Genomic DNA, 14,068 nt, shown 5'->3' on the forward strand with positions numbered 1-14,068 from the left:
CTGCGGACCGTAGATTGGCGCTCACTGGTCGGGGTGGAAGACGCCGGGGATTCAACGATAGCGTTGGCTGGCTGTTGTTGCCCCCGGAGAGCGCCCCGCTAGAGTCGCCCGCCCGCGTCGATCACGTGGGTGGTGCCGGTGATGTAACGCCCGGAGTCGGACACCAGGTAGACGATGGCCTCGGTGACGTCCGACGCCTCGACCATGGACACCGGAAGCTTGTTGAGTTCGCGGGCTGCCTCCTCGAAATCCTCCCGCCCGGGGTTCTCGAGGTCGGGCCGGAAGAGCCGGTAGGTGGCGTCGTTGAGGATCATCTCTGTGGCCACGGTGGTGGGGTGCACCGAGTTGACGCGGATGCTCTGCGGCGCGAGCTCCTTGGCCAGCACCTTCATCAGGCCGATCAGCCCCGTCTTGGCCGCGCTGTAGTGCGCGATGTTCTCGTTGACCGACAGCGCGGCCAACGAACTGGTGAGCACCACCGAGCCGCCCCGGCCGCCTGCGACGATGTGCGGCACCGCGGCGCGCACCGTTTTCCACACGCCGGTGAGGTTGATGTCGATCATCGTCTGCCAGGTGTCCTCGCTCATCTCGAGCGTCGGCGCCATGGTGCTGATGCCCGCGTTGGCCAGGACGATGTCGAGGCGACCCAGCTCGGTGGCGCCCTCCTCGGCGATCTTGGTCAGGCCGGCGAGGTCCCGCACGTCCACGTCGGCGGCCAGGATCCGGCGGTCGAGCGCCTCGACCTGCCGGACCGTCTCCGTCAGGTCATCCGCACGCGCCGTGTCGTAGGGGACCGTCTCCACCTGCGTGGAGGTGTCGACGGCGATGATGTCCGCTCCCTCCTGCGCCAGACGCACCGCGTGGCTGCGGCCCTGCCCGCGCGCAGCCCCGGTGATGAACGCGACCTTGCCCTCAAGCGTGCCCATGTCCGCTGCTTTCCGCGGGCCCGGCGCGCGGCCGTACCGTGGGGCACCGGGTGCCCGCTGTCTCCACAAAATGTGATGCGTGTCTCTGACGCCGAGAATATGGCATTGTGTGACAAAATTCCAGGGTGCGCAGACGGACACCCGGCTCGGATACCGACGAGGTGACGTTCGCCGTGACGGATTCACAACGGCCGGTGCGCGTGGGGCGGCCGGCCAGCACCACCGCGCACGCACTTGCCGCGCACGCCCAGCGGCTGTTCGTCGAGCGCGGATTCGATCACGTGGGCGTGGACGACATCGCCGCGTCCGCGGGGATCAGCCGTCGCACGTTCTTCCGCTACTTCGGGTCGAAAGCGGACGTGGTGTGGGTGGAGTCGGACGCCGAGCTGGCGGCTTTCCGGGCGGGACTCGCGGCGGCGGGCGAGAAGGACCCGGTCGACGCCATCGCCGAGGCCTTCGTCGCCGCACTTGACCACGGCAGCGGTGAGGATGAGTGGGCCCGGCATCGCGCACAACTCATCCTCGCCGCGCCGGCCGTGCAGGCGCACGCCACCGAGGTGTACGGGCAATGGCGGGCCGTCGTCCGCGACTACGTCACGGCGCGGTGCGGCGCACAACGGGACGGGTCGTATCCGATCGCCGTGGCGCACGCGGTGATCGCGGCGTCGACCGCGGCGCACGAACTCTGGCTGACGCGGCCGGAGACGAGTCTCGCCGAGTGCATGCGGTTGATGTTCGCGCAGATGCTGCCGCGCTGAACCGCTGCCGGAAGGTGTGGTTGCGCCCTACCGCCCGGCGGGGTGACCGGTGTGCGCAAAGCTACGGTTTTGCGCCTCAGACCGTAGTTTGGCGCACACTGGTCACCCACACGGCGCGGTCAGAGCGCGCCGTACCCCGCCGGCGCCACCATCCGCCGTTTCGCCCTTGCCTGCCGGCGGTCAAAAGTCGTATCCCGTCTCTGTGGCACCGCCTGAGCCGGTCGCCTGGTAGCGACGCAAGTGCACGCTGCGGGCCAGGCGGATGACCGGGCGGATGAGCATTTCGACGCTGCCGATCACGAACAGGCACGTGCCGGCGAAGGTGAGGGTCTCGGAGAAGAAGAAAAAGCTGCCGATGACGAACCAGATGCCGATCAGGATGTCGTTGGCGATGCTGAGGACCTCGTACCGGTGGCGGATCACCAGCTCTTCCGGGCCCATGTGAATGATGACGGGGCCCGGCCCGGATTCCATACCGGCAGGTTCACGCGGTGTTGCGGGCATGGGTGTCTCCGTTCGGGTGCTGATCGGGTCTGGCTTCAGAGTCGATCGTTCCCGCCGTGTCCGCGTAGCGCAGGCCGGGGTCGCTCGACTCCAGCCTGCCGCCGTCACAGCGTCCGGCCCCGTCACGCACGTCCGCGCTTCACACCGGCGCGCCGCCGGCCTCCCACACGTCGCGCCACTTGGCCTCGATGCCGGTGGCGGCGAATGAGCCGAAGTTCCAGTGCCGGAACGCGTCCACCACGTATCGGAGCTGATCGTGCTCGGGCCCATCCGGGCTCACCGCCACCAGCGCCAGCCGGTGCTGCAAACCTGTGTTCCGCCCGATCGTCACCTCGTTGCGCGTGACGAAGAACGTGTCCGCACCCATCACCCGGCCCTTCACCTCGATGAGAAGCGTCCGGCCGTCGGCGGTGGTGGAGCGGATGTCGAAGCCCGGATTGTTGTGCGGCATCTCCTCCGGCGTCCGGCCCAGCGCGCGCTCGGCGGCCAGCACCATGGCCACCGCACGGCGGTCCGAGGTGACCGTGTCGACGGCATGACGCGGCGGCGGTGCAGCGGACTCCGGAACCCGGCGCGGTTCCGCGGAACCGTCCGGGACTGCGGGCGAGCCCGGTTCCGCGGAACCGTCAGGTGGCGTATCAGTCGGTGAGGGCAGCGCCCCTGCCGTCGGAGCAGAACTCGCGGATGCCGCCGTCGATGCCGGCGCCAGGATCGCCGCCCCGATGATCTCCGGCGGCCGGGCCGTCAGCCGCCCGCGCGCGTCCAACTGTGCGCGTCGGGCCTGCATCCGCTGTTCCAGCGCCTCGGCCCGCGAACGCAGCCGCGCCGGCGGCGTCCGCACCGTCCGCGTCGATCCGGCCTCCTCCGCTTGCTTGACCCGTGTCGCCTCGGCGTGCAGGAAGTTGATCTGCTGGGTGAGCCGCTTCGTCACCGCCGTGCGCGTGCGCTCCACGATCGGCTCCACCCGCCCGCGCGCCTCGTCGAGCTGGCCCGGCTGGAACTCGCTCGCCGCCCAGTGCAGCGCCATCGATCGGGCCGCGGACGCGCCACCGAGCCGCGCCGCCGCCGCATCCACGTCCAACCCGGCAGGCGGCGGCCCCGCGTCCAGGTACGGAGCCATGCCCAGGTCGTGCCCGTGGCCCTGGGAATCCAGAGCGACGAACGCGAAGCGCTTGTCCACCACGGACCCGTCCCCGTCGACCACTTCGCTGGTCAGCGCCACCAGCAGGCGCACGCCGCCGTCGACGTCGGTGCCACCGTCACCGTGCTCGGCATCCCCGGCGACGCACAGCACCGCGCCCCGGCGCAGCGCGTCGGCGTTGTGCTCGATCGTCGCGTCGAGCACCGCGTCCACCAGCGGATGACCGGGGGCGAGCAGCTCGGCACGCGGCGCGCCCGCCCGGTCGATGTCCTCCGGATCGAACGTCACCCGGTGATAGCGGGTGGTCACCGGGCGAGCCCCCGGATCGTCGGCCCCGGCGCGGCGCAGCGCCGCGGGGACGTGCGTGATCTCGCGGCGCGTGCCCTCGCGCGGCGACATGGCGCCGCCGAGCCGCCGGAACGCCTCGGTGAACAGCGACTCCACGTAGTGCGGCTGCAGGCGCCGCGCCCGCGCCTCGTCCATGGTGCGGCGCATGCGCTCGAGCTCGACGGGGCCGATGGTCTCGCGCGCCAGGGCCCGCTCGTGCACCAGCGACGTGAGCCCGTCGGACACCTCCGAATCGACCACAGATTGCAGCTCGCGCATCCGCGCCGGGTCGTCGCCGTAACGGACGGCGCGCACCAGCAGGTCGCGCAGCGGCTGTTCGGAGAACGCCTCGCCGAGCACGTCGAACAGCCGCCCGCCGTAGGCCTTGCGCTGGGCGTCCATCTTCTCCAGCAGCCGGTTGAACACCTGGCCCTCGCGGGTGTCGTCGGCCACCAGGTTCCACAACCGGCACACGTGCTCCTGGCCGATACGGTGGATACGCCCGAACCGCTGCTCGATGCGGTTGGGGTTCCACGGCAGGTCGTAGTTGATCATCAGGTGTGCGGCCTGCAGGTTGAGGCCCTCGCCTGCGGCGTCGGTGGCGACGAGCACCTGCGCGGTGGGGTCGTGGGTGAACCGCTCACGGATCGCGTGCCGCCGGGCGCGCGGGGTGCCGCCGTGAATGGTGAGCACCGCGTCGGGCCGCCCCAGCAGCCCCTCGATCTGGGTGGCCAGGTGGTCGAGCGTGTCGCGGTGCTCGGTGAACACGATGAGCTTGCGCGGCGCGCCGTCCGCGGTCCGCAGCAGCGCCCGGTCCAGCAGCAGCGTGCGCAGCTCGGCCCACTTTCGGTCCTGGCCGCCGTCGCGCACCCAGGTGGCCAGCTCGACGAGCTGGTCGAGGCGCGCGATCTCCACGCGCAGCTCGGCGGCCGTCTCCGCGGCGGTGGCGGCGTCGGCCACCTGCTCCTCGAGCAGCTCCGCCTCCGCGGCGTCGAGGTCGTCGAGCTCTGGGATGCGGTGCGGCAGGTGCGCGGGCGGCTGTGCGGCGGCGGTGCGCCCGGCCTCCATGTCGTCCAGCCGGGTGCGGAGCCGGTCGCGGCGGCGGGTCAGCGACCGCGCGATGGCGTGCGCGCTGGAGGCGAGCCGCCGCTGCAGCACGGTGAGCGCGAAACCCACGGTGCGCGTGCGGGAACCGTCGAGCGCCTCGGCCCGGTTCATCTCCGTGCGCACGTAGTCTGTGACCGCCTCGTAGAGTTCACGCTCGGCGGGGGAGAGGCTGTAGGGCACGGTCTCGGCGACGCGCTCGGGGAACAGCGGCGTGCCCTCGAAGGTGAGCAGCTCCTCCTTGACCATCCGCCGCATGATTCCGGTGGTGTCGAGGGTGTGCGCGCCCTCGCGGTACCGGCCGGCGAAGCGGTCGGGGTCCAGCAGCGCCAGGAACGCCTGGTAGTCCTCCTCGCTGCCGCTGTGCGGGGTGGCGGTCATGAGCAGCAGGTGGCGGGTGACGGCGTCGAGCGAGCGGCCCAGCTCGTAGCGGCGGGTGGTCTTGAGTTCGCCGCCCCACCAGCGCGCGGACATGCGGTGCGCCTCGTCCACCACGATGAGGTCCCATTCGGTGGCGGCCAGGTGCTCCTGCAACTGTTCGTCGCGGGCCAGCTGGTCCATGCGCGCGATCATCAGCGGATGGGCGGGGAACGGGTCGCCGCCCGGCGAGCGCTCGATGAGCGGACGGTCCAGCGTGCGGGCGTGGATGTCGAAGCGCACGGCCAACTCCTCGCGCCACTGCTCCACCAGCGAACCCGGCGCGATCACGAGCATCCGGGTGAGGTCGCCGCGCAGCATCAGCTCCTTGGCGTACAGCCCGGCCATGATCGTTTTACCCGCGCCCGGGTCGTCCGCCAGCAGGAACCGCAGCGGGGTGCGGGGGAGCAGCTCGCCGTAGACGGCGCGGATCTGGTGGGGCAGTGGGCGCACCTCACTGGAGGTCACCGCCACCATAGGGTCGTGCAGCCCCGCCATGCGGATGCGCAGCGCCTCTGCGGCCAGCCGGAACCGGGCCGGGTCGGCGTCGAACGGCCATGCGTCGGGTCCCGCGGTGCCCGCGGCGCTCACGGTGCCAACGGTATTCGCGTCGGTCGTACCGGCGTTCAAGGCGGTGCCCGGCCGCTCGTCGTCCAACAGTGCTCCCCTCGTCGCTGCGACCGCAAACGTCACACTCGATGCACAACGTACTGTGCAGACTTTACGGGTGGGCTGCGACACCGTAATCGCGTGGCGAGAACCGATGATGAGCTGGAGTGGCCGAGTTACGGCTTCTCGTTCAGCCGTCGGCTCCGCTACATCCGCCGCCACCGCAATCTCACCCAGGAGCAGCTGGCGCACCTGAGCGGAATGCACCGCAACCAGGTGTCCAATCTGGAGCGCAACACCAGCCGCGACGGCGGGTCGGCCGACCCGCACCTGTCCACGGTCTATAGCCTGGCACGCGTGCTGCGCGTGCCGCCGGAGATGCTCATGCCGGACGCCGCCGTGGCGGTGACGCTGCGCTCGCGGGAGACCGCCGACGACACGGCGTGGGGCGCCGTCGAGGTGGAACTGAGCCGCCAGCTCATCACCGAGCTGCCGCGCGAAGAGGCGGCACCGCGGTCACTCGGGGCGCGGCCGCGCGACTGACCGGGGGCGGGGGGAGAGAAATTGATGCGGTATCTCCGGGGCGGCGTCGTGATCCCGACGGTCCTGGCCATCGCGATCTTCGCGATGACGAGCGTGGCCGTTATCGAGTTCGATACGGCCGGTGCGGATCGCCGGGATCCGGACACCGCCTCAGAGGCGCGGTGGGCCGCCTACACCGCCCGCACCACGATGTAGATGATGGCGGCCAGGATCAGCAGGTAGCTGATCACCATGACCACCCTGGTGGCGAGCTCACTGGTGGGAGGGAACATCCCCTTCATCGGGTGATCCGTCAGGTACTCCGCCATGGTCCGCGTACGCACCCGGTTGCCTGAACGGGCGTCGAACTCGTCTTCCCGCACTGTCGAATCCATGTCGATACCACCCTTTCCATGTGAAGCCGCTGTTCGCGCTGGGCGCTTCCGGGAGCGGATTTGCACACCGGGGCCCTGCCGAGTGTTGGGCTCACCACGATTGTAACGCCGTCGACGCCGGCAGGTGAGGGCCGTCACAGAGCTGTGACGTGATTGCCGCCGTGGCGCGACGGCAGCCGCGGCGCTGGGACTCCATCGGGCGGGGCGGGCGCAGGGGTGGAGGCGGGGATCCGACCCGCTTGTGCATCCGTGCCCCGGATGCTGTGTGATCGGATGTATGGACGGCCGAAACGACGCGACATCGATCCCGCTGCCGGACTGGGCCGGCGGGCTCGGGCTGGAGCAGCACCCGGAGGGCGGATGGTTCCGCGAAACCTGGCGCAGCGGGACGACGCTGCCCGTCGAGTCGCTCCCGCCCGGATACCCCGGATCACGCTCGGCGGGCACGTCCATCCTTTTCCTGCTGGCGCCCGGGCAGCGGTCGACGTGGCACCGCGTGCCGGGAGCGGAGCTGTGGCTGCACCACCGGGGCGGAGCCATCGCCCTGGAGCTCGGGGGTACGGGGGACGCGCCGCGCGATTCCGTCGTCCGCATCGTCGGTACGGACGTGGAATGCGGCGAGTCGCCGCAGGTCGTCGTGCCCGAGTGGTGCTGGCAGCGCGCGGCGCCGCTCGCCGACGAGGCCGGCCTCGTCGGCTGCGTGGTCGTGCCGGGCTTCGATTTCGCGGACTTCCGCATGCTCGAATGACCGGTCCCGTCATTCCGGCGCGAGTGCCGCACTCGCGCCGGAACGCTTGAGGATCGCCGAAACGACGGCCGCCCGCACCACGTGGTGCGGGCGGCCGTCGGAAACTCGGGTCAGCCCCTGTAGGGCTCCGCGCTCACCAGCGTGACCTTCATCGTCTTCCCGCTGGGTACGAGGTACTCGCGGGTCTCGCCGACCTTGGCGTCGATGAGGGCGCCGCCCAGCGGGGAGCTGGGGGAGTAGATCTGCATCTCGTCCTCTGCGGAGGCCTCCTCGCGGGTGGCGATGAGGAACTTCTCCGTATCGGAATCGTCGTCGCCGTAGTAGACCTCGACGACGGAGCCGGGGAGCGCGACACCCGACTTGGTGGGGGCCACCCCCACGTTGGCGTTGCCGAGCAGCTCCTGCAGCTGGCGGATGCGCGCCTCCTGCTGGCCCTGCTCCTCGCGGGCCGCGTGGTAGCCGCCGTTCTCCTTGAGGTCGCCTTCTTCACGGCGTTCGTTGATCTCGGCGGCGATCACGGGACGATTCGCGACGAGGCCATCCAGTTCCGCCTTGAGCCGGTCGTACGACTCCTGGGTGAGCCAGGTCTCCTGCGTATCAGTCATGTCGGTCGCTCCATGGTCGTTCGTGGCCGTGGACGGGGCGGCCGTATCGCCGGTCGCCCGAACGGCCTCGACCCGTGGCGGCCGGAGTCCGCCACGGGGATCGGTTCGGTGTCGGGGAAGGCGCCGTCTCGTACGGCGCCGCCCCGGCAGCCGCATCGCGTGCAGCTGCCAATGCAGCAGTACACGACTCGCCTGGAGCCGTGTACGCAATCAATGTACCACCGAAACAGGCGGCGTAAACGAATCCGCCGGTACGCCGGGCCGCCGCGTCGTCGTACGGGCGGTCCGGATAGGGGCCTGGCGTCCGCACCGGCGCGGACGGCCACGTCATCGCCTGCGCATCAACTCCCCGGCGGCGTGTCCGTGCCCAGGTAGGCGGGCACTTCGTAGGTGCAGCCGTACACGTCCACCACGCCTCCCAGCGAGGAGGTGCGCAGCTTGGTGGTGACGACGGTCGAGTCGAACCCGGTGGGAGGGAAGTAGACCTCGCGGCGCGCCACCTCGAAGCCCTCCCGGTCGCGCGCGCGGATCACGCACATGGCAGCTTCGGAGGGGTCGTCGCGGGTCAGCGAGATGTCGGCGGCCATCTCCGTGTCGTCCAACGCCTCGTACCGGATGGCCTGACCTTCCAGGTCGGTGCTGCCGAGCGACTTGTAATAGGAGTACGCGGCACCCGCGCCCAGCAGGACCACGATCGCCACGAGTATGACTAGTACGGCCTTGCGCCCCTTGGGGGAAAGCCGGTTGGTCTCATAGCGGGCGGAACCCGGCGCAGCGCCGGTCGCGTTCTCGCCGGTCGCGTTCCCGTGGGTCGCGTTCTCGCCGGTCGCGTTCCCGTGGGTCGAGTTCCCGTGGGTCGAGTTCCCATCGGTCGAGTTCATGGCCCCGTCCTCAGCATTCATGTCAGACCGTTCTTACCATGATCCCGGATGGGGGAGCCGCCGCAGGGCGGCCGAGGTAGACGCGGGTCACAGGGGGTGGGCCGGTGGCGGGCGCCCCGGTGGGGATGGGACCATGGAGAGGGTGCATGTGGTATTCGCGGGAGTGGATGCCGATGCCGCGGGGCCGCCACCGGAAACGGCCCCCGGGCGCGTGCGTGCATTCCGTCCGACCAACGTTCCGGTCCGCACAGATTTCGAGGTGAAGATTCCAGTGAGCTCCTACCGGCTCATGGCGGTGCATGCCCACCCCGACGACGAGTCGAGCAAAGGCGCGGCGACCATGGCGAAGTACGCCGCCGAGGGCAACGACGTCCTGGTGGTCACCCTGACCGGCGGTGAACGCGGCGACATCCTCAACCCCGCCATGGACGTGGAGGGGGTCCGCGACCGGATGCCGGAGGTACGGCGCGAGGAGATGGCCGCTGCAGCCGCAACCCTGGGCGTGCGGCAGACGTGGCTGGGCTTCGTCGACTCGGGGCTGCCGCAGGGCGACCCGCTCCCGCCGCTGCCGGAGGGGTGCTTCGCGGTCGAACCGCTCGAGGTCCCCACCGAGGCCCTGGTCCGGGAGATCCGCGCCTTCCGGCCGCACGTGATGATCACCTACGACGAGAACGGGGGCTACCCGCATCCGGATCACATCCGGTGCCACGAGGTGTCGATGGCGGCCTTCGAGGCGGCCGCCGACCCCGAGGCGTTCCCGGACGCCGGTGAGCCCTGGCAGATCAGCAAGGTCTATTACACCCACGGGTTCATCCGCAAACGCCTGGAGCTGTTCAGCGAGGCCATGGAAGCGGCCGGCAAGACCAACCCGTTCGCGGCGTGGCTGGACCGGTGGAAGACCGAGCAGGGCGATCTGATGGCCCGCGTCACCACGCAGGTCGAGTGCGCCGAGTACTTCCCGCACCGCGACAAGGCACTGATCGCGCACGCCACCCAGATCGACCCCAACGGCAACTTCTTCGCTGTGCCGCTGGAGATGCAGCAGCGGGTGTGGCCCACCGAGGAGTTCGAGCTGGCCAAGACCACCGTGCGGACGAAAATCCCCGAGAGCGACCTGTTCGCCGGGCTGGACGGGGAGGTCGAGCTGTGACCGGCGTGGTCTCCCTGGCCGCGGCGCAGGGCGCCGTCATTCTGGCGGACTGGGGAAACAAGGATCTGACCGGTGGCCGGGGCGCGGAGTTCGGCAAGGCGTCGCCGCTGGGCCTGCTGCTCATCCTGGCGCTGCTGGTGGGCATCGTCTTTCTCGTCCGGTCGATGAACCGTCACCTCAAGAAGGTGCCGGAGTCGTTCGACACCGACGACGGGGGCGACGCGGGGAACAGCGACGGCGGCGACTCCGCTGCAGGCGGTCCCGACGACGACGGCTCGGTGGGACCGGACGGGAAGCCGGCCGGCGACGGGTCCGTGCCGACCGACGGCCCCGGAAAACAGGGGTCGTAGCCCGGCGGCGGTCCGATCCCGCCCCCGCGTCTGGCCACGCGGCCTAGCGTGGAGGCATGACCAACGAACTGGCCGACGCCACCTCCCCGTATCTGCGTCAGCACGCCGGCAACCCGGTGCACTGGCGGCAGTGGGGTGACGCCCCGTTCGCCGAGGCCCGCGAACGCGACGTCCCCGTACTGCTGTCCATCGGGTACTCGTCGTGTCACTGGTGCCATGTGATGGCGCATGAGTCCTTCGAGGACCCGGCGGTGGCGCAGGTGATGAACGAGAACTTTGTGTGCATCAAGGTGGACCGCGAGGAGCGCCCCGACCTGGACGCGGTGTACATGAACGCCACCGTCGCCCTGACGGGGCAGGGCGGCTGGCCCATGACGTGCTTCCTCACCCCCGACGACGCTGCGCCGTTCTACGCGGGCACCTACTACCCGCCGGCGCCGCGCGGCGGCATGCCCGGTTTCGTGCAGCTTCTCACCGCCATCAGCGACACGTGGGCCACCCGCCGCGACGACGTGCGCACCGCGGCCGCCTCGGTGGTGGAGCACCTGCAGGCGGCGGCGCAGGTGCTGCCCGACGGCACCAGGCCGGTGGACGCGGCGCTGCTCGACGACGCGGTGGCCGCGGTCCTGGAGGACGAGGACACCGTGCACGGGGCGTTCGGCGGCGCGCCCAAGTTCCCGCCCAGCGCCCTGATGGAGGGGTTGCTGCGCCACCACGAGCGCACGGGCGCGGCGCAGGCGCTGCACGCGGTGCGCCGCGCGGCCGACGCCATGGCGCGCGGCGGCATCCACGACCAGCTCGCCGGCGGCTTCGCGCGGTACTCGGTGGACCCGGCATGGGTGGTGCCGCACTTCGAGAAGATGCTCTACGACAACGCGCTGCTGCTGCGCGTGTACGCGCACCTTGCCCGGCGGACGGCGTCGGCGGCGGCCGGGCGCGTGGCGGTCCAGTGCGCGGAGTTCCTGCTACGCGACCTACGTACGGAGAACGGCGGGTTCGCCTCGGCGCTGGACGCCGACACCGACGGGGTCGAGGGCGCCACCTACGTCTGGACGCCCGACGAGCTTGCGGCCGCAGTGGGGGACGACGACGGGGCGTGGGCGGCCAAGCTGCTGGGCGTCACCGAGTCCGGAACCTTCGACGCGGGCGCCTCGGTGCTGCAGCTGCGCGACGACCCGGACGACGCGGCGCGTTGGGCCGGCGTGCGCGAAGCTCTGCTGCGCGCCCGCGACGGCCGGCCGCAGCCGGGCCGCGACGACAAGGTGGTCACGGCGTGGAACGGCATGGCGATCCTGGCGCTCGTCGAAGCATGGATGTGGCGCGCAAACGAGGTGCCGGGCATCGACGGCGTCGAGGCGGACCCGGTGGCTTCGGCCGGGGACTCCGCGGAGGACGCGTGGTTGACGGCGGCGGAGGACTGCGCCCGGCTGCTGTTGGGCACGCACAAGGTGGACGGCCGGTTGCGCCGGTCGTCGCTGGGCGGCCGTGTGGGGGAGGCCGACGCGGTGCTGGAGGACTATGCGTACCTGGCGTCGGGGCTGTTGGCGCTGCACTGCGCCACGGGCGCGCAAGAATGGCTCACCGAGGCGCAGGACCTCATCGACACCGCCGTGGACCTGTTCGTCGACTCGGAATCGCCGGGCAGCTGGTTCGACACCGCCGCCGACGCGGAGACGCTGGTGCACCGGCCGCGCGACCCGGTGGACGGCGCCACCCCGTCGGGCGCCTCGGCCATCACCGACGCGCTGCTGACGGCCTCCGCCCTGGCCGATGCGGGCTCCGCCGCGGGGTACCGGACGGCCGCGGAGGCATCGATCAACAGGGCCGGTGTGCTGCTCGAACGGGCGCCGCGGTCGGCGGGGAACTGGTTGGCCGTGGCCGAAGCCGCCGAGCACGGGCCGCTGCAGGTGGCCATCGCGCACGCGCCGGGAGACGGCGCGCTGGTGCGGCTGGCCCGGCGTCTCGCCCCCGGCGGCGCCGTGGTGGTGGGCGGCCCGCGTGACTCCACGCCCCTTCTGGCCGACCGCCCGCTGCTGCGCGACCAGGCGACGGCGTACGTGTGCCGTCACTTCGTGTGCGACAGGCCGTCCACGTCGGAGGCGGAGCTGCGGGGCCTGCTCGAGTCATCGCTGCGCGGCCCGGCCCTCGACCGCGACGCCGCCGCACACCGGGCCGACGCGGGGGTGGACCGCATGCTGTTCCCGCCGCCGGGCACCGACCCCGGTCAGACGTTCATCTGACCGGCGGACGGGGCGCCGTCGGCGGTGGCACCGCGGAGCTCCCGCGCGGCGCGCACTGCTGCGGCGAACTCGCGGAGCAGGTCGGCCGTGTCGCCCCACGCCATGCACTTGTCGGTGACCGACTTGCCGTAGACGAGCGGATCGGCGTCGAGGCCCTGGTTGCCGGCCTCGATGAAACTCTCGAGCATGACGGCGGCGATCGCGTCCTCGCCGGCCGCGATCCGGCCGGCGATCTCGCGGGCCACCGCCACCTGGCGCACGTCGTCCTTGCCGCTGTTGGCGTGGCTCGCGTCGATCATGACCCGCTCGGCGAGCCCGGCGGCCCGCAACCGCTCGACCGCCCCCGACACGTCGGCCGGAGCGAAGTTGCTGCCGCCGCGCCCGCCGCGCAGGATCACGTGGCCCTCGGCGTTGCCGCGGGTGCGGACGATCGCGGTGCGGCCCTCCTCGGTGCTGCCGAAGAACACGTGCGGCGCGCGGGCGGCGCCGCAGCCGTCGACGGCCACCTGCACGTTGCCGTCGGTGGCGTTCTTGAACCCGATGGGCATCGACAACCCCGACGCGAGCTGGCGGTGCACCTGGCTCTCGGTGGTCCGGGCGCCGATGGCGCCCCACGAGACGGCGTCGGCGATGTACTGGGGGCTGATGGGCTCGAGGAACTCGCAGCCCACCGGCAGCCCCTCGTCGAGCACGTCCAGAAGCAGATCGCGTGCCACGCGCAGGCCGCGCGGCACGTCGAACGTCTCGTCCAGGCCGGGGTCGTTGATCAGACCCTTCCACCCGGTGGTGGTGCGCGGCTTCTCGAAGTACACGCGCATCACCACGAGGACGTCGTCGCGGACCTCGCGGGCCACCGCGGCGAGCCGGGCGGCGTAGTCGCGGGCCGCGTCGGGGTCGTGCACGGAGCACGGACCGACGACGAGCAGGACGCGGTCGTCGGTGCCGTCGAGCACGCGGGCGATCTCGTCGCGGCTGCGCTCCACCAGGCGGGCCCGGTCCGCGCCCAGGGGCTGCGCGCCCACGAGCTCGCGCGGCGTGGGCAGGTGGTCGAAGCCGGCCACGTTGCGGTCGGTGGTGCTCGCGGCGCCGGCGGGGGTGTCGAGGATCGTGGTCACGGTCAGGGCCTTTCGGTGTGGTGAGGGAACTGCTCTGCGGAGCGGGCCCCGTCCGCGATCCGGTCCGGAAGCCCGTCTTTCACGACGAAAGGCAGAGACCTCGAGGTCTCTGCCTTGGGCTCCGGATGCGGAAGTTGATCAGCGTGCGCGACCAACGGCCCCATCCGGAGCCGTGGTAAAGCGCCAATAGGCGCGTGCGCTGAGTCGACTGATCACGCCGACGACGGTACCAGAAGCGCAGATCGCGGCGTCGGCCCGTGGTGCCGCCGCGCGGAG

At 71.3% G+C, this 14,068-nt stretch carries 14 protein-coding genes; 7 read left to right on the forward strand and 7 right to left on the reverse strand.

What is annotated here, in order from left to right; genetic code table 11:
• Positions 1-98: 98 nt before the first annotated feature.
• Positions 99-926 (reverse strand): mycofactocin-coupled SDR family oxidoreductase, encoded by an 828-nt coding sequence (locus FO059_RS06975; RefSeq protein ID WP_143907504.1) that lies wholly within the window; start codon positions 924-926, stop codon positions 99-101.
• Positions 927-1,051: 125 nt separating this feature from the next.
• Between FO059_RS06975 and FO059_RS06980 the strand changes: the two genes are divergently transcribed.
• A complete protein-coding gene (locus FO059_RS06980; RefSeq protein ID WP_233266804.1) occupies positions 1,052-1,684 on the forward strand; it encodes an acyl-CoA-like ligand-binding transcription factor in 633 nt (210 codons plus the stop codon).
• A gap of 180 nt (positions 1,685-1,864) precedes the next feature.
• Here the strand turns inward: FO059_RS06980 and FO059_RS06985 are convergent, their stop codons facing one another.
• Both FO059_RS06985 and FO059_RS06990 read right to left on the reverse strand, forming a co-directional pair.
• Positions 1,865-2,158, reverse strand: a complete 294-nt coding sequence (locus tag FO059_RS06985; RefSeq protein WP_143907506.1) for a YrhK family protein — start codon at positions 2,156-2,158, stop codon at positions 1,865-1,867.
• Between the two features lie 169 nt (positions 2,159-2,327).
• Positions 2,328-5,768: a helicase-related protein gene (locus FO059_RS06990; RefSeq protein ID WP_233266803.1), complete on the reverse strand. Its 3,441-nt coding sequence runs from the start codon at positions 5,766-5,768 to the stop codon at positions 2,328-2,330.
• 159 nt (positions 5,769-5,927) lie between these two features.
• On the opposite strand from FO059_RS06990, the gene FO059_RS06995 reads away from it, so the two are divergent.
• Both FO059_RS06995 and FO059_RS18330 read left to right on the forward strand, forming a co-directional pair.
• The gene (locus FO059_RS06995) at positions 5,928-6,329 is read left to right on the forward strand and encodes a helix-turn-helix transcriptional regulator (RefSeq protein ID WP_143907508.1); all 402 of its coding nucleotides are present in this window, start codon (positions 5,928-5,930) and stop codon (positions 6,327-6,329) included.
• 24 nt (positions 6,330-6,353) lie between these two features.
• Positions 6,354-6,524 carry a hypothetical protein gene (locus FO059_RS18330; RefSeq protein WP_158726542.1) on the forward strand — a complete coding sequence of 57 codons (171 nt, stop codon included), beginning with the start codon at positions 6,354-6,356 and terminating at the stop codon, positions 6,522-6,524.
• On the opposite strand, the gene FO059_RS07000 is transcribed toward FO059_RS18330, so the two are convergent.
• The gene (locus FO059_RS07000) at positions 6,500-6,703 is read right to left on the reverse strand and encodes a hypothetical protein (RefSeq protein WP_143907510.1); all 204 of its coding nucleotides are present in this window, start codon (positions 6,701-6,703) and stop codon (positions 6,500-6,502) included. The genes FO059_RS18330 and FO059_RS07000 overlap by 25 nt on opposite strands.
• A gap of 277 nt (positions 6,704-6,980) precedes the next feature.
• Between FO059_RS07000 and FO059_RS07005 the strand changes: the two genes are divergently transcribed.
• Positions 6,981-7,451, forward strand: a complete 471-nt coding sequence (locus tag FO059_RS07005; protein ID WP_143907512.1) for a cupin domain-containing protein — start codon at positions 6,981-6,983, stop codon at positions 7,449-7,451.
• Between the two features lie 110 nt (positions 7,452-7,561).
• Here the strand turns inward: FO059_RS07005 and greA are convergent, their stop codons facing one another.
• Positions 7,562-8,056: a transcription elongation factor GreA gene (greA, locus tag FO059_RS07010; RefSeq protein WP_143907514.1), complete on the reverse strand. Its 495-nt coding sequence runs from the start codon at positions 8,054-8,056 to the stop codon at positions 7,562-7,564.
• 341 nt (positions 8,057-8,397) lie between these two features.
• Positions 8,398-8,937: a DUF4307 domain-containing protein gene (locus FO059_RS07015; protein ID WP_143907516.1), complete on the reverse strand. Its 540-nt coding sequence runs from the start codon at positions 8,935-8,937 to the stop codon at positions 8,398-8,400.
• Positions 8,938-9,208: 271 nt separating this feature from the next.
• On the opposite strand from FO059_RS07015, the gene mca reads away from it, so the two are divergent.
• The 3 genes from mca to FO059_RS07030 are packed head-to-tail and all read left to right on the forward strand — an operon-like array spanning position 9,209 to position 12,677.
• Positions 9,209-10,087 carry a mycothiol conjugate amidase Mca gene (gene mca, locus FO059_RS07020; RefSeq protein ID WP_143910524.1) on the forward strand — a complete coding sequence of 293 codons (879 nt, stop codon included), beginning with the start codon at positions 9,209-9,211 and terminating at the stop codon, positions 10,085-10,087.
• Complete coding sequence (locus FO059_RS07025) at positions 10,084-10,437, forward strand: hypothetical protein (protein WP_143907518.1); 354 nt, start codon at positions 10,084-10,086, stop codon at positions 10,435-10,437. Before mca ends, FO059_RS07025 begins: the two co-directional genes overlap by 4 nt.
• 56 nt (positions 10,438-10,493) lie before the next feature.
• Positions 10,494-12,677, forward strand: a complete 2,184-nt coding sequence (locus tag FO059_RS07030; RefSeq protein ID WP_143907520.1) for a thioredoxin domain-containing protein — start codon at positions 10,494-10,496, stop codon at positions 12,675-12,677.
• Here FO059_RS07030 and FO059_RS07035 read toward each other — a convergent pair.
• Positions 12,662-13,792: a 3-deoxy-7-phosphoheptulonate synthase gene (locus FO059_RS07035; protein WP_143907522.1), complete on the reverse strand. Its 1,131-nt coding sequence runs from the start codon at positions 13,790-13,792 to the stop codon at positions 12,662-12,664. The two genes, FO059_RS07030 and FO059_RS07035, sit on opposite strands and share 16 nt — an antisense overlap.
• Between the last annotated feature and the right edge of the window lie 276 nt (positions 13,793-14,068).

Origin of the sequence: Tomitella fengzijianii, from assembly GCF_007559025.1 — a bacterium.
In the GTDB taxonomy this organism is placed as follows: domain Bacteria; phylum Actinomycetota; class Actinomycetes; order Mycobacteriales; family Mycobacteriaceae; genus Tomitella; species Tomitella fengzijianii.